We start from the raw sequence: 20,342 nt of genomic DNA, 5'->3' as shown, positions 1-20,342 counted from the left end.
ACTTCCTCCATCCTTGAGGTTTTTGGGTTTGGTCACTTGAAAACTTCTCCAAGTTGGGGTGAAGTCCCTTTTTTATGTCCGAAAATCCTTACGGCTCAAGGCCTCAGATTACTGCAAAACGCTCAATAATAAGTAAACATCCTACATAACAACAAAAAGGCTGATTGGAACTTCCAATCAGCTTCATGTGTAAGGATCAACTATTAGATAATAAAATTATTTCATCAACCCCAATCCCCAGCACCCGTCTGCAGACGCTTCCTCTCCTTAATATCTTTGGATAAGTCGAGAGTAAGAAGTTAACGAACGGAGAGAAATTGCCCTCTTATCTCACGATTTCTGAATTAGCGTGGCACTTGACATCTATTCATTCAATCAGTAGTTACCCAACTATAAATTATGATTCTTGAAGAATAATGCGCTGATTGTCACCTAGATGAGCATATCTCAATTCAACAGCTCTTTGAATCCCCGATTTAATCGACTTCTCCAGAGCACTGCCGGATCTAGCATATCCGAGCACCTTAACCACTTGTTTCGTTAACTCATCATAAGGAAGACTAATTTGAGAAGAAAGAATGGATTTCACGGCAACCGCTACTTCTTCCGGCGGTAAATCCTCGGCCATTCGCCGCTGAGCGTCATCTGTGGCTACCCTGTAAATGCCATACTCGGATGGTTTTATTCCCTCTGGCCAGAAGAAGGTCATTCCGTTCACTTCCGTATATGCAGGTTGTATCTTCATCAACAACTCTGTAAACCTCTGATCCAATCGTGCTCCCAGTCTTGTAATGCCCCATGCCTGTAAAATACGTTTTGTAAGTAAACTCCGGCTGATAGGTCCCTCTTCTTGAATGACCTTTCGGATTTGACCCAAAAGGAGCTCTGTCGATTCTGGGGAATGAAACCAATCCGACCCTAAAGAAACAGCATCCAGAACGCAGACATGGTAAGGCTGCATCTCTTTCGGTTTCTGAGGCTGTGCAGGTTGAACAGGATGATCCTTGCTTACCGGAGGATTCTGTGAACGATCAAATTTCACTTGTTCATGACTCACTGCTATTTCAGCTTGGGACTGAACCCGTAACTTCTTGACCTCTCTTCCTCGCTTAACAGCTTCCACAATACGGCTCATTACGCCTTCTCTATTGTCCCACCAATCCGGACTCCACACCCTCAACAAATTCCAACCAAGCTGCTTAAGCACTTCTTCCCGCAAAATATTTCGATCCCGTGCAGATTCTGCATTTTGATACATCGGTCCGTCAAGGAGAATCCCTAATACATAATGATCGGACTCAGGGTCCAATACCGCTAAATCAATGCGATATCCCGATGCCCCGACATAAAGATCTGCTTGGTATCCGCGCTTTTTCAATTCAGTAGCCAAACTTCGGTGAACATGCGAAACCTGAAGCGCTTGAGATGACGCCTCGCTTGCAGGCAGGATCCGTTTTCCTTTTTCCGCATACTCAAGGAACGATTTTAAGCCTAGTACACCTTCGCTGCTGATCCTGCTCGCATTCAGGTGATGGGCGTGCAGTGTTGAGAAGACCAGCATTTCATACCTAGCTCTTGATACGGCGACATTTAACCGTCTCCAACCTCCCTGCCGGTTTAACGGGCCAAAATTCAGGCTTACCTTACCGTTTGCATCAGGCCCATATCCTACTGAGAACAAAATAACGTCCCGTTCATCCCCTTGAACATTCTCAAGGTTTTTGATGAATAGAGGTTCCGGCATTTGCATCATCAGCATTTCCACTTCCGGTTCTTGCTTCAGTACTTCTTCAAGCATATCCTCAATCAAGGTTTGTTGAATGGAGCTAAACGTGACGACACCCAAGCTCTGTTGGCGCAAGACCGGATCCTTAATGCGGCGGATAATCTCAGCAACGACAGCCTCACCTTCGGCTCGATTCTGTTTCGTACGTCCCCGATCATAATATCCTTCAACAGGACACCATTTCACACTTGAAACGGGTTCATCCGGAGATGGGAAGGTCATTAACTTATTCTCGTAGTAATGAGCGTTACTGAAAGCGATCAGGCTTTCATGCCGACTGCGATAATGCCAGGTCAGATGTCGCTCCGGCATTCCAAGCGCCAAGCAATCATCCAATATGCTCTCCATGTCTTGCAACGCCGGTTCCTCTTCCTCCGTTTCCTGACGGCTCTTCGAAAAGAAGCTCGTTGGTGGCAGCTGTTTCGGATCACCTACGATGACAGACTGTTGTCCCCGTGCCAATGCCCCAACCGCTTGTGCCGTTGGCACCTGAGAGGCTTCGTCAAATATTACCATATCGAATGGGGACCGTTCAGGATCGAGGTACTGTGCTACAGAAATCGGACTCATCAACATGCAGGGCACTAATCGTGGTAGCAAATTCGGAATCTGTTCAAACAGTTTGCGAATTGACATATTTCTCCCGCCGCTGCGAATCGCCCGCTGAAGAATGCCAGCTTCCGAGCTTTGCGATGCTTCCTGCGTCATTTGAGGGACTCTCGAAGAAAGCCTGGCCACAATTTCTTGTTGGGTTAGTCTCGTATATTCCTCGTCGGCTTCTTTGAAGCGAAGAAGGGTCTCTTCAAATACATTGCCGGAGAATGACAAGAATTGCTCATCACGCGCAATGATGTAATTCGCTATTTTTTTATAGAGTCCACGTTCAAACGCGTCCTTCAACTGGTCATTAGATAGACGCCCTTCTTCGTATGGAATGATAAGTGGGAGAAGTCCTTGCTTCTCCGCCTGCGATCGCACTCTTCGCCACGTACACCAATCTCTCAATACATCTAGATGAGATATCCATCCATTTGCTTTTTCCAGGAGATAATCGTGCCAGTCCAAATCCTGAGACTGATGTGCCATGCGCTCAAAGTCAATCTGCAATAGATCGCGGAGCTCCTTTTCCTGCTTCTTCACTTGTTCATGACTACGGAGTACAGACTGTATCGATTGATTCAGCGCAGCATTCCCACGAAGATCAACCATAAATTCCGCAATCTGTGTTCTTGCGTGATGGGCATCGGTAGTATTTTCAAACCAAGCTGTTAACGCTGCATGCAATCGATTCAGCCACTCACAAGCCTCCATGATGTCGTCCCACTTGCCTTCGTCATCCCAGATCAGCGAGGAACCAAGGAATGGAGCGGATGCGTCCCTTGCTCGACTTAACTTCTGTTCCTCTTCCTGCAGGGAAATGATATCCAGCAAGTGAGATCTGACATCCTGCTTGGCTATCCCTTGACCGGAAACCGTCATTTTCTTCAGCATATTTAAAATGCGATTTTGCCCAGCCCATTTCGGAAGGAACCATTTTAGCTCCAAGCTATCCCAAGTAGATAACATCATTTGGGCATCTAGACGCTGAGCCTCTGAAGTGAACAGTTTGGCAACTTGATCTCTAATCTGGTCTCGGCGTTTGCCCTGAAGTGCTGCGGCCTTTAGCCTTTCGACCGATTCTTCGAGATTGATCTCTTGCATGAGGGCAGGTTTAATATCCGGCACACGGCTAGCCAGCTCACACAACTGTGCAAGTATGGAGATTTTGTCTTGAGTCATCGGAAGAGCTCCAAGCTTGAAATGCTTCAGCGTTTCATTCATCGCTTTCTGACGTCCCTCAAGCTCTAAAATGTAGCTCTTTATTAATACTTCTGCGTTTGCCTTCAGCTCCTGTGTATAGGATGTAACCTTAGAGTCCGCCCAAGGATGCGTGCCCGGATTGCCAAGGGTAGCCCCAGCTACGATTATTTGAGCAACAGTGTCATTCCATGCAACCAAGATATCCGGGACCAGTTCTTCAATCGCATCGTCATTGAATGTAACGACATCCGGCGCCTCACCCGCCCTCTCATACTCCGATATCGCTTCAAATAAAGATAAGCCAGAAGCATGTTTTCGATGAAGGGCTTTTACATAACCGTTTAACGTCTCTCTCAACTGGAATAAGCGATCTGCTTGTCTTTTCCACGACTCTCCAGACTGTATCCGTTGCACATCAATCGTATTACTTAATTGCTCAAGGACTGCTCGCTTTGTGCTTTTGTTGGAGTGAAGTTCCAGGCAAAAAGGGCCCAAACCGATTTGTTCCAATCTTCGCTGAACAACGGACAGTGCTGCCATCTTCTCCGCTACGAACAGCACTTTTTTCCCATTGGCCAGAGCACTAGCAATCATATTCGTAATGGTCTGGGACTTCCCGGTTCCTGGAGGGCCATGCAGCACAAAGCTTTGCCCCTTAAGCGCCGCGCGAATGGCCGACAATTGTGAAGAATCCGCACTGACCGGAATCAAAGAATGAGCCGGATGCTCTTCATCGAGCGGCTCTGGCTTGATTTCCACAGGTTCCTGTAGCTGTAATTGCCCCTGAATAAGGCTTGCTACCACTTGATTCTCCGCCAATTGATCAGCTCTCGTGCGAATGTCATTCCACATTACAAATTGCCCGAAAGAAAACAATCCGAGATTAGCCGTTTCCTCGATGTCCCAACGGGATACTTGAATTAATGCATGTCTAATAACGTTAAAGATCTGTTTCAAGGCAATGCCTTTCTCATCCCTCGGAAGCGGATCCAGGCCATCAATGCCAATACCGAAATCCTGCCTTAGCATCTCCAGCAGCGTAATATTAATCTGCGGTTCTTCATCCCTCGCCCGAATGACATATCCTTGTCGTGAAGATTTTCGCAAAATATCTACAGGAATCAGCACAATCGGCGCATATCGAGGAAGTTCGCTAACCGGTGATTCATACCATTTCAAGAGACCCAAAGCAAGAAAAAGAGTGTTAGCCCCATTCTCTTCCAATGAAGTTCGGGCAGACCGATAAATATGTACAATTCTTTTCTCTAGGTCCTGAGCATTCAAATCGGCTCTCAGTCGCCTACGGACGAATTCTTCCTGCAACAATTTAACGAGTGGGTGATTGGCATTCACACTTTGATACAAGCTGGCGTTTCGCCCGTTATCCTCCCAGTCACTGGGCCTTGCCAACAGTTGAAATTCATCGCCGTCAGCCAGCGCATCTTCTAAATCTCCCAACTGAGTAGAAATGACCGGAATGCTCGATTTGGTTAAGCGAAAATTGAGCAGTGAATTACGAAGCGTCAAATCTAGCAGCTTACGCTCCCATTGCTTTTGCCGCGTTGTAGGTTGCAACGAATCAACTTCCAATGGTTTTTCCAGCACTTCCAGAAGTTCCGGAGCAGCACTTTCATTGATCTTTGTCTCACGAGTCTCCTCAATGACCCATCCATTTGTCGCCTTCGTACGCAGTGGTAACGGTCGTATGGCTGCTGCGCGTGCTCTTCGAATATCGACCAAGCCATCGAATGAATCGGGATCTCTCAGATGCTCCTCGGCTAGAATAGCCGCTTGATCAAATGGAATACGATCCCCCTTCACCATAGCCGTAGACTCCACAACGCAGATTTCATTTATTCCCGCTGCGAGCCTTTTTGTTAATAACGATATATCATCTTGAACCGTTTCCGAGAACGTCTCCTCTACAAGCCAGACTCCGGCAAACGCATGCCCTTTCGTGAAAATGATCAGAGGATGTAGACCCACCGCCTCCATACAAGCGGCATACAACATGGAAAGATCCAGACAATTCCCCAGGCCATGCGTAAAGATGGCCTCAGGAAGACGAACACGCTGACCGATGAACTCAAAACTTGGAGGAACTACACAGTAGGAAATCTCGCGATTCTGCAAAGCGGAGTAGATCGCAGCGGCCTGCATACGTACCCGGTTGGGATCCTTACTCTGATAAGCAGTAAACGAAGGGCTTCCCGACCATTGCTCCAAAATTGTGCCCGCTTCCCGTACGATCTCGGTCACTTGATAATGATTCGGCGTGACAAAAGCAGCTGTCATCTCAGGCAATACGGCAAGCCCACTCCATTCATCAAAGGCAAGGACGGAAATCGAGCCGCGTTGCTTGAACAATTCGGTGTCATTCTGCCATACCGTCAATGTCAATGTACCTGATATGCGTTCCGACAAATCCCCCAAAAATGAGGTCGACATATGTAAATCAATCGTACCCATGTCCAAGGATTGCCCTGCTGGAAGCATGTCAAAATCCTTCTTCCATTCATATGCAAATTGCGGCTCAGATTCTAGCTTCACCGTGATTCCCTTGATATCTTCACCCGTTGTATTCGTTAAGATGATGCTCTTAATAATAGGAACATGGTTCTGCTGCATAGCGTAGTTCACGGTTTCGCTGTACAACCATTCGCATGAAATTCTGCTCTCCACTTGCATATCCTCCTATAATTCTTGTTTCTCAGTCCTGTAGACCTACAGCGATTGCCAATTAGTTCTATAATAACACTAAATAATGGGTATATCTGCTAAATTCGACAATGAAAACACGAGAAAATAAAAGATGATTCGAAAAAAAATATTTTGGAACATAAAAAATGCCCCCTCATTTTGAGGGGCATTGATTAATTTGTTTAATTCACAACAACAGGAATTTCATCAACCTCTTCTTCGACTTCAACCTCATCATCAAATCCATCGTCAAAAAACTCTTCATTGCCTGTAAGATACTTAGACAAAATGTTCAGTACCTTAATCGGATACGGATCGACGGTATGTGTATCGAAGGTCAAACCTACTCTTCGCAATTGATCGACTAAATAAGCCAGATCATCGCGTTCATTTTCGTCCAGGGGACCTAATGGAATACATTCAACTGCTCGCTGTTGCAGTAAAAGTTTGGACGGTTTAGTGTATTTTATATCTGTTACAAGTGAACCTTGCCAGGCACTTGGTCTTCCGCCTACTCCATAATAGATCCCCAGCGGATCTTTAAAAATTCCACTTTCCTTTTTAGGTATTTCTTCATTTTCCGGATCAAAGATTCGGTATTGAGGCACATCCAGATTCGTCGTATTAATCCGAATAAACTTGATTCGGGATTCATTCGCCAAACGCTCATTTAAATAAGGAACAACGTCATATTGTATGCGAGGGTTTAATAGAACATCCAACCATCCATTTCTTAATGTTGCATTCATCATGACTACAATCGGTCTATCGCCCTGATCCAACTCATTTTCAATCACTTGCGTGACAAACGTTTTAAAAACAGCACTGCTATTATTCTTGTTTTTCTGCGGCTTTTTAAGCATCTTTGCACGATCCAAATGGAAAGGAGCATCTCCTATCGGTATCCAGGTATCCACACCAAGCATTTTGATTACAACCTCTGTTCCATCCATTTTAGATACAACAGGCAAGTAATCCCTATCAGCCTTGAGTACTTTGAAAGAAAGGATTGATTTGTTTTCTTCAAGTTTGGTCACATTATGACTTAGAAAACCAGAGTCGTTCAGTAAGTCCAAAAGCGCATTCACCATACGTCCTGTATCCGCATTGCTCCCGGTGTCTTTATTGCCTTCTGCGACAATCTCATCAAAATCATCTCTTTTGTTCGTTAGTGGTTCAATAAATTGCGATAAACGACCGCACTGCTTCATAGCATCTCTTATTGCTGCTTTAGGATCCGCCCCATCGCGCCACGAGTCTTTTCCATTGATCTCAATTAATGCAAGTGTCTTTTTATATTGTTGATTCGAATATGTGCCCAATTTCTTTTTTATTTGATCTACCAATTTGGCGTAGGCAACGTCTGCCGTATAGGTTCCTATTTCCAACTCGCTTACAATACCTTCCGGATCCCGATGAATAAATTCTACGGTGACCTCTTTGTCGCTGTGAAGCTCGTAGACATGATCCGAAATTTGGCGTTTAAAGATAACAACCCCTTTTTCCTCTTTTGGGACTATATCTATAAATTTTAGAGGGGTTGTATAGGCCTGTTTCATCGCTGCAAACATCTCTTCACTGCTATACACTTCAATAATAATATCTTGAGCCTTATGGCAAACGATCGGAAGGCGCTGGCTGTTCATTTTATTTCTGGGCATTCCTTCAATAGGTTGCAGCGGTTTGATATTGTATTCAGCAAGGCGTTCTTTGAAAGCATTGAACAATCCCCTTTTTTCCGATAATCCTAATCCTGCTTTAACCCAATTACCTTTGTTTTCAAAGGAGTTATGATTAACAACCCATGCTGTAATTTCCCCATTACCATCCAGATACTCAGCAGGTTCAGTCAGCAACATATCAGCCTCAAAACGTTCACCATACAATATATCCCAATATAGATTGTCCAACGCAGTCTTCCAACGTGTAAAGGTCCCTTTGTCTTTGTCAACGAATCGTTCAAATTGAAGCTGCGAAAAAGATTTTGTATGTTGATCAAGCTCGGGGTTTCGAACAGAAACAAGTACTGAACAGGTATGATTGTCTTTTAAATAACATGCAAGACCCTTAGTTTTCTTATCCATCTTTATTTTCGAATCCTTTACATATCGTCGTCTTCCCATAGAAACGGATAGCAACATTCTGTTCGCATCTCCGCCTCGATTTTGCAGACTCACCCTAAGAACATAAGAAAATGGATCGTGTTTATTTGACTTCATGTAGGGCTCTGTGACACACTCATGTTTGCCATTAAAAATAGTATGATAAAACTGAAATTCCTTAATTATTCCCTGACCTAGATCAACTTTTCGAGGTTCAGCACAAAATTTAATGGCCGCAAACGCTGGCAACCATTGATATTTATCAATATACTTTTGAGTTGAATCTGTAGTTATCTCCCCAAAACGGGTAGTACTCCAGGATAATTGGGCCTTCTTCAGATCTTCAGGCAACTCGGAAACCGTACATCTCTTGGTAGAAGCCAACCAGCCCAGAGTTAATTTTTTGATTAGAGACTCCGATATTTTCTCTGTTGCTACAATCCACGGCAAATCCGTTTCCACAAATTTATAATCTACTGCCACATTAATAATCTCAGGAAAAATGCTTTGCAGTTTTAGGCCTAGTGGCTTCACTTTAAATGCAAGCTTATACTCATTCGAATCCTTCAAATAGTTTCGCCAGCTTTCCGGCATGTACATCAAATGAACAACCTCATCGTAAAAGACTTCCTCCTTGACTTCCAATTCAAATAGCTGCATCATTCTAGTCTTCTTCAATATCCTCATCCTCCATTTCCATCTGTTGAATAGCTTCCATAAACGGCCCATATAAACATTGGAATAGTACATCGTTTCTGTTCTTATCCATTATGTTCTGCCATACTTCCAGCATAGAAAGCCCATCCGGCTCATCTACCTGCTTGGCGTTAAACTTGGCATCACAGAAAAAGACCCTGGCATCCCTTCCACCTCGAAGCAAACGGCCAATCATCTGCCAGACCGGAACAAAGGTGTACCAGCCCATCATCTCCCGCTCATCGTTAGTAAGCAAAGACCAATAATCGGGCTTTTGGTACATGCTCTCCAGCTTGCCACTACTCATCTGGCGTAGTTTATTGATGGCGCTATCGTAATGAAGGCGTTGCTTTTGAATCCTCTTCATGTATTTAGGCAGATGTGCATGCAATATCTGGACCAAGTAATTCAAATCATTCGGCACCGGATAAGGCCGTACCAAAAAGTAGACACTGCCAAACAAGGCTCCACCTTCCTCATCAAGGATGTTATATCCCCTCCCTACAGACAACAAGGGGACTATCAATACTTCTGCCGATTGTAGATGGAAAGTTTCAATCAGGCTTCTCGAAAGTTCATCCTCCTTAAGTTGTGAATCTCTGCCAAGTGCTTTGTATCGACCTGCCCAAGCGGAATCATCTGAGAATACTTGTCGTACAGTTTCAACATCATCATAAGAATTGACGACCAGCAAGACCCGACGCCGCTTTCCTAACCGTTGCCAATAACCCAGTTCATAATTCACATCCGATTTTAATTGTCTGACCATACCCGATAGATTGTTACTCTTATGTTCTGGATCACGTACGCCGGAAACTGCATAAAATTCTCCACGGGTCATATCAAGGACTGGTTTATAATAAAGCTGAATTTTGGAACTTTGCCGCCCTGCTCTCAGCAACCAGTCTGAAGAAGTTTCCAAATCATAATGCGCCGAATTAGGCGCATGGCTCGTCCCGGATAGAAAGACAACTGCAGGTCCTTCTTTCCCGTCACTAACTTGATATAATTGGTGCCAATCTTTCAAAAGCAATCTTCCAATCGCCGTATACTCGATCAATTTGAATTTTCCTGACTTCTCAGCATCAGGCAGATCATACTTGTAACCAAGCGTGATTCCCGTCATAGCTTCTTTCATAAACGCTTCGTAATCTTTCTGCATTGTAAAAAGTGGAGAAAAATCAATCGACAGACCTAATTTGACCTGAATCATCGGAAATGCCGTCAATATATATTTGATATTCTCTTCCGCACGGCACAGGTAAATGAAGAACTCCAACTGAGCGTATAAAAGCTGCCTTTTCACCCGTGGTTTTACTTCTCCCTTTACCTTGGCGATAAGCTCCTCAATCCATTCCTGTTTTCGTTCTGGGCTATCTGTGTCTATAAGATCATTTGCAATTCCCGACAATCGCTTGTCCTTATAAGGTTCAGAGGCATACTCCATCAACCATTTAAAGATCCGTGTCTGCTCCTTCGGATCTGTGGATAATTTCTCGCTTAGCGTTCCGGCTAGACCCGCTACCCGAATGAGATTACTTCGCAGGTCATTTCTTAAAGTAGCCGAATCATTCAACTTCGCATAAATCCGCCAGACCATATGTTCTAACATTCGTAAGCGGTCGTTCCACTCAATGATGGCTGAATCTCCGGCATATTGACCATATTCGCCATTGGTGAGTTGGCTTGATTCAAATCTGAGCTTTTCAAAAATATCCTCAGTCGAACCGAATACATTGTACTCCGTTAAAAAGGCTTCATCGAATTGCTTCTGCACCTGATCCGCCTCATCTACAAATATGACATCCAGCAAGTCATACATGGCTTCAAAAATTGTTCTGGAATGTGGATCAATGATTTCAGGAATACGTGTTTTCAATACACTGGAGGCCGTAGTCACCCATACTTCGGCATTTTGCAAATCCACCAAATCACGATAGACCCCACATTTATGGGCTAGTGGACAGACAACTTTACGGTTTTCCTGCTGTAACTGCAAACATGGATACGGTTTATTACGTTCGTAATCCTTGGCTAATGCTTGGATCAAGCACACATCGGATACATGCTTAAGTGATTCGTACTGCTCGTTTTGCCAATCACTAATGTTCTGGATTTGACTCATATTGGCGACGAGATAATTTTGCTGATGCTTGCTTCTTCCCGTTCTACCTATGACAGGGACCGCATGTACGCCAAGACGTCGGAGCTCTTTTACCCGTTCAAGTACCTGAGCCACACTGCCTTCGATAAAACCAATCTTGGCACCCGTCTTCTTTATCAATCGGAAAGTTTCCAAAATCATAAAGGTCGATTTCCCTGCACCTAATCCGCCACCAATATGAATGTTCCCTTTATAGATCAGCTCCTGTTCCTTACCTTTTACGGATTCCAGGATGACCGTTTTGGCTCGATCCTGCCACATCGTACTCTCGTTCTGACATCCATCCATTTCCTCAGCTATTCCAGACCCATTGTAAGGTAACGGCAGTGAACGTATTGTTTTAGAGCGATATGCTGGAAACGGACTTGGAGGGTCATTCAATAAACTATCGGGAATATTGCCATGAAAAGTAATGGGATCACCGCCACGAATTCTACGCATGTAACTAAATTGGCCAGCACTGGCAAACGTTTTTGTGCTTGGCTTTCTAGGGATATATTGTTTTAGAACCCGATTATAGACGGTCAAACGATCCGTTCTGAATTTTGGAGATATTTGTATAGCCGTTCCTTCTTCCGTGATGTCATATAACCGGTAGTCACGGTGTAATTCAGAGTATCTGTCTAACCTTCTAGATAGCATCTTCTTATGACGAAGTTCAGGAAAAAGAATACGCATACGGGTAACGATCTCAATCTGTGTTAGATCAGGTAGGACGGGGGCGTTGTAACCTACCAAAAGCGACCATGCTTGCTCGATTTTTAATTTCGGTTCAATTATTTGGCAACCCGTGATGAATAGTTCTATATTAATTAATGTTGAGATATCATGTTTACCGAGATTTAACGAATCAAACTCTCTGACAATTTCCTCAGATAATTCCCAATACGTCTTCCTCACCAAAACACATCCTCCAACACTTGTTCTACTTCGTTTTCCATCACAATTCGAATGTAGTACCTTGCAGTCTCATTCAAATACATTTCTGCTCTTTTTTTATACTCGTGGAACAACAAACTTCGATATCGGGGAACGACAATGAGACACTGATCCTGATATTTTTCAAGATAAGACGCGGATTGCCCATTAAAAAAGTTTGCTAGTGTCCGCGGATCTTTAAAATCTTTCACATCCAGGAAAAATTCCCGGCCTTTTAGTCTGACAGAAAGATCGAATGTATCAATGTTCGGGTACAGATCAACCTCGTATCCTTTTTTCCTCAAACGCTTAGCTAGTCGAAGTTCAGAGATCCCAGGCAAAAGGACAAAACGCTGAATACCCGGATTTAGACGGAAAACCCGTTGTTTTCCGAACTCAAGCGGTACTAAAATCTCCATATCAGCAAGCACGTGGCAAATATCCTCCTTGTTACATCGCCAACGATCATGTTTGTATTCCATCGTCCAGCCGCAATGCGGGCATTTTCGGAAATTGGTCAGTTCGTGCGTAATCTCCTGATAACAACGTCTGATCAAATGAATGAGTTCAGAATCCTGAAAATTTTCTGCGAATTCATTGAGTTCACGGGCTGTAATGACTGCATGTTGAGGTTCGGACAAAAATGTACGGATAGCGGTATATTCATCCTGCAGCTGTCTACCATCCTCTTTGCAATATTTCAAGATATCATACATGTTCTGCTGCTCCGCATCCTGCGGAGAAATATAGCGATTCATAAACTCATCCGTGTCGGCAACTAAACCGATGGTTTCTTCAAGAAGAGGGGAATGTTCTGGGTAGTCGTTCTGGAGGCCTTGGATCCCCCATTCATGTGAGGGCTTATGAAGAATTCGTATCAACTGATAAATATCTACCGGAGGATCGGAATTACCCTCGGCAGACAAATGGGCAAACATGAGCATACCTGTATACAGTTCATCTGGAATTACACCGAAGTTTTCCTGCCATTTCTGGATGCCTGTAATTAAATGAAAGAGCATATCCGGTCTCTTGACCGTTTCCAATTGGGCCATATGATCACCATTCCTTATTACAGTAGATAAATATAGGATACACTATTGGGGGGTTCGGAGGTTGTCAGCGAATGTATGTTCGAATAGTCGTTAATTATGTGTAATGCAGTGTTTACCCATAAAGTCCATCCATAGGAATACTTCTGTCCTATTTTTCATTGCATGCATTGCCATACCCAAAGTCAAAGAGGCTAACATCGTTATCTGGCGATTTTAGCCTTTTGGGGTCCAATTTTGTCCGAATTTCGCTACTAATGTATATTATGAAATCTCTCTATATCTTGTCAGCACTCTGTTTTTGAAAAGTGCTAACTGGATTCGTGAGAATTACCTCTTAGCCCTTCCTCTTTTTAGTGTGAGGTTGTGATAAGGGTATGACCATCAAGCAAAAGCAGAAGGAAGGTGCTGAAATGCACCTAAGAAAAAACCTTACCCAGTATGCCTGATCCCCCGCAAATACTCACCACTATTAATGATACGGTTCACCGTATCTATTGATAGGGTAAACTAAACTTCGTTACACACCTCAAAATCAAAGGGGCCCGGATCATCTCCTAGGCCCCTCCGTTTATAACTTAACCACCGCTTCAGCTTGCTGAATTTGCTTGGTCAAAATTGCTATCTCTGCTTCTCTATCCCACATTACACTTGAGCGTCCTGCTATTATCATTTCGGATTTTAGCAGTACCTCATCCTTGTTATACATATACTTGAATTGCAGCGGTTCGCCTGTTTCATCATCTTTGCAGTACATGTCAACGATGATCATTTGATCTCGCTTGTAAAGGGAAATCTCATCGTAATTTGCTTCGCTAATATTATTTGCCAACACAAAAGGAGGAATCCCCTTATTGGCAAGAACATGTGCTAACTTCACTTTTAATTCCTGCACACTAAGCAATTGTTACCCTCCTTTCGGTTAATAAACTCATTCTAAAGTCTTTCCGCTAAATATGCCACATGTTTTTCAGCCAGTGGCCTTGCTTGCTTGAAGTCGGCAATAGACCATTGCTTTCTTGGATACCCAATCGCCTTCAGCAATTGTTCGTTAATTATTTTGACGCATAGTCCATCTAAGGCTAGTTGTGTATCACGATAATAACCCAACTTTGTAGCAATATCTTCTGCTTTCCCTTTGGGGTTCAGACCCTTTGCAGTTAATATTTCCGCAATTCCATTTTCAATGTATGTCTTTAATTCTTGCCGACGCTCTTTCAATTCAAGGTCGGGTCTTTTCGATTTCGCAATATCTTCAAACGTAGACCCTTCGATAAGTTTAATCATCTCGTCAGTAACCGGAATACCCTTTGACCTTAGTGCTTCTAATGCTTCTTCGGTCTTGGTTCTGCTCTGACGAATGGCCTCTTCGTACGCTTCTAATATGGTTTCATCACCAACAAATGTCTTCAGTTCTTCTCTAAAAGTTTCTGATTGTCTAGCTTCCCCAACATCAAGCTCTGATCCACCATTACCGTCAGAAGAGCCTCCACCTTCATTCTCCTCGAATAACTTCTCTAACCGGTCGATGATCTCAGCCTTTTGTTGTTCTTTACTGTAGTACTCCCACAGCTCCTCCAGTCCAAGTGCGTTGTGATATACGAGATGTGCAACATTATCTATTGCCGTGTCTTTTGCGTCAGGAATTGAACGTAATGCTCTTCCTGCAAATTGTGCGTATGCCGACAAGCTCTTAAATGGCCGGAATATCGCGGCAATAGAAATGTATGGATGGTCGTAACCTTCACCAAGCATACCGACGTTCACAATTACATGCGTTCGATCATTGTGAAAGTCCACTCTTTCCCGATCTTGTTCAGAGGGTTCCATGTCACTGTGTATAATTGATGCAGGACATCCTGCGGCTTCGTATAGCTGTTTAATCTCCCTTGCATGTTCAATGGAACAAGCAACAGCAATGATTTTATGAGGTACTCCTGTTGCTTCTCTTTTCTCGGTCATGATTTGGAGGCTTCTTTTTACAACAGCTTCACTGCACTGCGTTGAGTACGCTACCGTTCTTTCCACCCAGTCGCTGTCTTTTAATTTCAACACTTCCTCCAAGGATACGTCTTCTTCAAATCCTTGTACCTTGAAAGTCAACTGATCTGGTATGTACTCTTTTTTAACAAGCTGCTTTACGTAGCCTTTTATCATTGCCCGACTCAGCGGATAAGAATAAATATCCTCAGCATAGATTTCCTTTTTATCTGATCTGAAAGGAGTACCCGTAATCTTAACGATTTTCGCCGAATTGAAGTACTCTTCCATCTCTACCCACGATGCTGCTGGGGAATGATGTGCTTCGTCGATAATTATCATATCGAAAAAATCCCGCGGTACCTTTTGCAATAAAGAACTTGCATTGTGGGACTGGAGTCGATGAATATTGGTAATCACAATTTTAGCTTGTTCCAGCGTTCTTGGATCTCCTTCGTATTCAATGACTTCGGGTAAGTTGGTTGGAATATTAATGACTTTTCGATTCCACCAGAAGTTATGTTCGTATCTAGGGTCAAGGCTATCAGTAACCGTATTGCGAATTGTCCGATTTGGAGTAACAATTAGCACCCTGTGCTTGGCTATGCCGTATGGCAAAATAGCCATTAAGCCCGTTTTACCAACCCCAGTTGGTAAAGTGACCAATGCTGGTTTATGATCAACTGGAGATTCAAAATATTCTTTCACTCTCAAATAACCTTGTACTTGTGGCTCCCTTAGGTTAGGATTGCCCTCAATGTGAGCAAATGTTTTTTCGAAGTACATATAAGCCCCCCGGCAGTTTGTTGTAATACATATTTCCACATAATCCCTCATATTCCTGCAAACCAAAAATGTTAAATCCAATTGAAAAGCCGAGGATCGAATGAATGATCCCCGGCTTTCATCTGGATATTATCCTTTAACAATCTCCATTAACTTCTCATAGCTGTTAACCACATCATACTTCAACTGATCCGAATTCAGCTTAGCAAAATGCCTTCGTGCACATTCAATCTTCGCCTTCTCGACTTCACGCAGCTCCATAGAGTCTAACGAACCTTTCGTCTCGGCAATAAAGTATATGTGCTTCACGTCGCCTTCTTTGAATACAATCGCCCAGTCTGGATTGTAGTCACCAACTGGAGTAGGGATGTAGAAGCCCCGCGGCAACTTAGCGTAAATGTGTACTTCATTGCTCGTATCCAGCTCTTTCGCAAAAGCCCGCTCGATCTTGGAATCCGTCACCACATAGTCGTAGATGTGCTTCTCAACCGCTATCGCATTTTGTCCAAGCTGACCCTTCAGCGTGTTCTTCGTGAACACATCGGTATCGAACGTATCATTGATCACATCATACGTAATGGATTCAATGATCGTCGTCGCCTTCTGCTCGTTGATCAGTCTGGACGCCCGAAGTATAAACTCCTCGGGATTCTTCTGGAACAGCATGAACTTCGCTTGTTTGATGCCTTTCAAGATAGCCACAATCGTTTTTCTGGTGAGCTTTGTTTCATCCATCAGTTTGCCGATCAAGTCGTATTTGATCTTCGACGCCGCAGCTTGATGAACATAATCCGCGTCCGTCTCTCGAATTACGAACGCTTCTCCCTGCTTCAATTGTTCACGAGATTCGATCTCATTCATTTCACCATGCTTGATGGAATAACGAATAGAAGGCACTTCCAAGTTCATATCAATCGCCATGATGCTTTTCCGCACCAATTCTTCCGAATCGAACTGAACCGTGTAAACCGATTTCTTATTGATTCGGCTCCACAACTCCTTGAATTCTTTCTTATGGAAGTTGCTGTTCACCGTGATATTCGGAACTGTATTCTTCCGATCATCGTTCGTCATATCCGACTTGCCTTCAACATAGATCGATTTAACCAGTTCAATAAGCTGCTCTTGATGTGCATTCAGCTCGTCAGGTAGTTTGATGGTTTGTTCTTCTACAGCAGCAAAATAAGCATCCGTCAGATTGTAGTCATCATCGGTATAGCCGTTACGAATAAACGCATTTTGCAGCTTGGTTGCGAGTCTCTCATCAATCTTCAATTGTTCGCCGCGGGCATTCACAAGTACTTTTTCCAAGAAGAAGCTATTGTCTGCCTTTCGTGGGCGATCCGACAATGTCGCGGCAATCTCGCTCTGAAGCTGCTTGGCAAATTGCTCATAAGATTCACTGACGACAACGGTCAATGCATTAATCTCGTGAACATCAATACCCGGAATACTCGAATCGATCCGTTCGCCATACTTGTTCACGCAGAGGCGTAAACCTCGTCCAACTTCCTGCCGCTTCTTGATCGTAGAATCACTGTGCTTGAGCGTGCAGATCTGGAATACGTTCGGGTTATCCCAGCCTTCCTTCAACGCCGAGTGGGAGAAAATAAACCTTGTCGGTTCCTCAAAGCTGAGAAGTTGCTCCTTCTGTCGCATAATCAGGTCATATGCGTCTGCATCATCGGAGTCCGTTTCTCTGGCAGACACTTTGGAGTCAACGAACCGATTGCTCTTTTTGTCGATGGAGAAGTACCCTTTATGCGTATCCTTCACTTGAATGTTATTCAAATATTGAACATATGGGTCATCCGCGAACAATGACAGTTGTTCGTTCAGGAGTTCCATGTACTCTTCTTCAAAGATATCCGCATAATCCCCGTTCCGTTCGTTGCCGTCTTTATCATATTGTCGATACTTGGCAACTTCGTCGATGAAGAAGAGTGAGAGCACTTTAATTCCTTTATGAAACAGCACCCGCTCCTTCTCGAAGTGTGATTTCAGCGTCTCCCTAATCTGGATTCGCCGGAAATGAAGCTCGCTGACATCACCTTGCACATCTCCGGCGAACAGCGTGACTCCATTAATAAAGCTGATACTGTTATTCTGACCGTTGATCTCGGATACCTTGTAACCTTTATACTGCTCCAAATTCTCGGATAATTGATAGAGGTCATCGCCTGTGACGATCTTCTTGGATACTTTGGTCAATCCGGTTTTGGTTCGTTTTTCATACTCAAGTCTAGCAACGGGAGCATGCTTGTCGCTGACATCAATGCCTTCGAGGTAGACGTAGCTGTTCGTTCCGCTTGATCCTTTGACCGAGATGCCTTTCACACTAATTTTCTTGACCAGTTTCATGTTGTAGGCATCCAGAGCATCGAGGCGATAGACTTTGTTGTAGTCTTCCCGATGAGTTGCCGAATATCGCAGCGTAAACAACGCTTTGAAATCCTTCAAAGCCTCTTTCGTCTTCTTCCCCTCAACGGATTGTGGCTCATCGATGATGAGTATAGGATTTGTGCTGGCGATTACATCAATTGGTCGTCGAGATTGAAAGTCATCCAGCTCCATCGTAATTCTTCTTGCATCCTTACCTCTCGCATTAAACGCCTGAGCGTTAATAATCATCACGTTAATGCCAGCGTCACTTGCGAACTTCTCGATATGATGCAGTTGCTTGGAATTATAAACGAAATAACGTGCCTTCGATCCATACTCCGCCATGAAATGGTCTTCGGTAATCTGAAATGTCTTCAGAACGCCTTCGCGAATCGCGATCGAAGGAACAACGATAATGAATTTGCTCCAGCCGTACTTTTTGTATAACTCGAACATCGTCCGAATATACGTATAGGTTTTACCTGTACCGGTTTCCATCTCAACCGTCAGATTGTACTTACCCTCAAGTCGCTCCGATAGTTTCAGCCCATTCTGGCGTTGCACCGCTTGAATATTGCTCAGAACTTCCTGATCGACTAGCTTGATAGGATTGTTCTTGAACCCATATTCCGAATCATTGCCGCTTGTTTGCTGAAAGAGATCGCCGATTTCCACACTTTTCTGCCGACGACCTTTATCAAGCGTAAACCGAGACGATTCGTTTGGTTGCCCTTGAAATACGTCAACAATGCTCTTTACCGCATCCAATTGGAACTGCTGATGTTTGAATTTAATCTTCACCGCTGCTCACCTTCCTTACAGCACTTGAATTTCAGTGCTTGGAGAGAGTAGCTTGAACAGTTCTTCAACATTGATGCGAGCCGAATCATCCCGGAAGGAGCTGTCACGGAATACAACGCGAAGAGGTTGATCCTCTGCGATCTTCTTGATAACCGACTCGGACACCTCGTCATCAAAGCAAGCGATCAAGGAATTGCCTGCAACGTAGTGGACGGTCTTGCCTTCGATATCTCTGGACTCCATTGGCAATGAAAGCTCCAGTCCGCACTCCAGCATCACTTGGATGAGCAAGTCCTCACCAGTACGGTCTTCTTTGATGTTCGACGCCATATCATCTAGATTCATCTGGCCAAGCTTGTCCGGCGTGTAATACACATCTTTCATGTTACTGGAGTCAACTCGGTATACACGGAAACCGTAATCGATGTCTGCTCCTGTATTTTCTTTAATTTTTTTGGCAGCACGGCGGATGCGTTCTTTGCCAAGCTCACAAATATTTGCGAATTGACTTTCAGTTTTATTAAGTTCGGGTAATTGGACTAGAATAAACTTTCGATTCCCGCCATCCTTAGCGTTCAGATTCATAACGGCGTGAGCAGATGTTCCCGATCCCGAAAAGAAGTCTAAATAAATACCCTCTTTATCGTCCGAATTATTTATTGAAAAACTAAAGAAATACTCTATTAATTTCGAGGGCTTAGGAAATCCAAATGGGTCTACGCCATCAAATAGTTCTTTAATCTCCTTGGTTCCCTCTTGATTAAATGGCCCATTGAGGATAGAGACCGGCTTCCCCTTTCTCATGTTTCCATTCTCGTCCTTTAAATATTGCTTCATACGAACGCTATATTTTCCGTTTGAATTATTAATTACGACTTCGTCATTTTCATATGCTTTATAAAGTCTCTCTTTTGACCATATCCACTGTTTTTCCGGCCAAATTTCTATACCATTATGAATCAACGGGTAGACTAGATTGGGTCTATTATCCTTGCTATTAGTAGCTAATGGTTGTGTGATAAATCCACCTCTAGTCTCATACTTTGAGTGGACCTCTGTCAATAGATTGGACAGCCAGAATCGAGAAAATTACGCAATTTGACCGTACATTTGTTCGTATTGAAAAGGTGTAAGATACCCGATAGCGGAATGTACGCGTTTCCGGTTGTAGAAAA

8 protein-coding genes are annotated in these 20,342 nt (G+C 43.8%); all 8 read right to left on the bottom strand.

The window, feature by feature from the left end; all coding sequences use genetic code 11:
- Positions 1-397: 397 nt before the first annotated feature.
- Positions 398-6,268 (bottom strand): anti-phage protein ProA, encoded by a 5,871-nt coding sequence (gene proA / locus KI367_RS25510; RefSeq protein WP_212952910.1) that lies wholly within the window; start codon positions 6,266-6,268, stop codon positions 398-400.
- A gap of 200 nt (positions 6,269-6,468) precedes the next feature.
- A complete protein-coding gene (locus tag KI367_RS25505; protein WP_212952907.1) occupies positions 6,469-9,066 on the bottom strand; it encodes a pPIWI_RE module domain-containing protein in 2,598 nt (865 codons plus the stop codon).
- Positions 9,053-12,148 (bottom strand): pPIWI_RE_Z domain-containing protein, encoded by a 3,096-nt coding sequence (locus KI367_RS25500; protein ID WP_212952905.1) that lies wholly within the window; start codon positions 12,146-12,148, stop codon positions 9,053-9,055. Before KI367_RS25500 ends, KI367_RS25505 begins: the two co-directional genes overlap by 14 nt.
- Complete coding sequence (locus tag KI367_RS25495) at positions 12,145-13,221, bottom strand: restriction endonuclease-related protein (protein WP_212952902.1); 1,077 nt, start codon at positions 13,219-13,221, stop codon at positions 12,145-12,147. The genes KI367_RS25500 and KI367_RS25495 overlap by 4 nt, the downstream gene beginning before the upstream one ends.
- Before the next feature lie 568 nt (positions 13,222-13,789).
- Positions 13,790-14,122 (bottom strand): hypothetical protein, encoded by a 333-nt coding sequence (locus KI367_RS25490; RefSeq protein WP_212952899.1) that lies wholly within the window; start codon positions 14,120-14,122, stop codon positions 13,790-13,792.
- 32 nt (positions 14,123-14,154) lie between these two features.
- Positions 14,155-15,984, bottom strand: a complete 1,830-nt coding sequence (locus KI367_RS25485) for a DEAD/DEAH box helicase (protein WP_212952898.1) — start codon at positions 15,982-15,984, stop codon at positions 14,155-14,157.
- Between the two features lie 129 nt (positions 15,985-16,113).
- Positions 16,114-19,167, bottom strand: a complete 3,054-nt coding sequence (locus KI367_RS25480) for a type III restriction-modification system endonuclease (RefSeq protein ID WP_212952895.1) — start codon at positions 19,165-19,167, stop codon at positions 16,114-16,116.
- Between the two features lie 15 nt (positions 19,168-19,182).
- Entirely contained in the window at positions 19,183-20,229 is a 1,047-nt protein-coding gene (locus KI367_RS25475; protein WP_246537299.1) for a DNA methyltransferase, read from the bottom strand.
- Positions 20,230-20,342: the final 113 nt, after the last annotated feature.

The organism is Paenibacillus cookii (assembly GCF_018333375.1).
Taxonomy (GTDB): domain Bacteria; phylum Bacillota; class Bacilli; order Paenibacillales; family Paenibacillaceae; genus Paenibacillus_AQ; species Paenibacillus_AQ cookii.
This window is presented reverse-complemented; position numbering and strand designations above follow the sequence as displayed.

Bases quoted from the DNA above. Each gene is read 5' to 3' on its own strand.
- KI367_RS25485 (WP_212952898.1), bottom strand. From the start codon at position 15,984: ATGTACTTCGAAAAAACATTTGCTCACATTGAGGGCAATCCTAACCTA.
- KI367_RS25495 (WP_212952902.1), bottom strand. From the start codon at position 13,221: ATGGCCCAATTGGAAACGGTCAAGAGACCGGATATGCTCTTTCATTTA.